Annotated in this window: 1 protein-coding gene; it reads left to right on the top strand. The window is 68.3% G+C overall.

What is annotated here, in order from left to right; genetic code table 11:
* Positions 1 to 382: TonB-dependent receptor domain-containing protein (locus D7Y13_RS44940; RefSeq protein ID WP_120631191.1), on the top strand; the 382-nt coding region annotated here is incomplete at both ends.

Here is a 382-nt window from a genome sequence, read left to right as displayed (position 1 = left end):
GCCGGCACCAGCGGCCAGCCGACCCGCGGCAACTACTCGCTCAACGAGGTCTACCTGGAGCTGCAGGTGCCGCTGCTGGCCGACCTGCCGTTCGCCCGCGAACTGTCGCTGGACATGGCCGGCCGCTACTCGGACTACAACAACTTCGGTTCGACCACCAACAGCAAGTTCGGCCTGAAGTGGAAGCCGATCGACAGCCTGCTGGTGCGCGCCACCTACGGCACCGGCTTCCGTGCGCCGACCGTGGATGACCTGTACGGCGGCACCGTCAGCAGCCGCGACTCGTTCACCGATCCGTGCGATACCTCCTTCGGTACCGCCGCCACCAGCCCGACCGTCGCTGCCCGCTGCCAGGCGCTGAAGGTGCCGGCCAACTTCCGCC

Source organism: Corallococcus praedator (assembly GCF_003612125.1).
Taxonomy (GTDB): Bacteria; Myxococcota; Myxococcia; order Myxococcales; family Myxococcaceae; genus Corallococcus; species Corallococcus praedator.
This window is presented reverse-complemented; position numbering and strand designations above follow the sequence as displayed.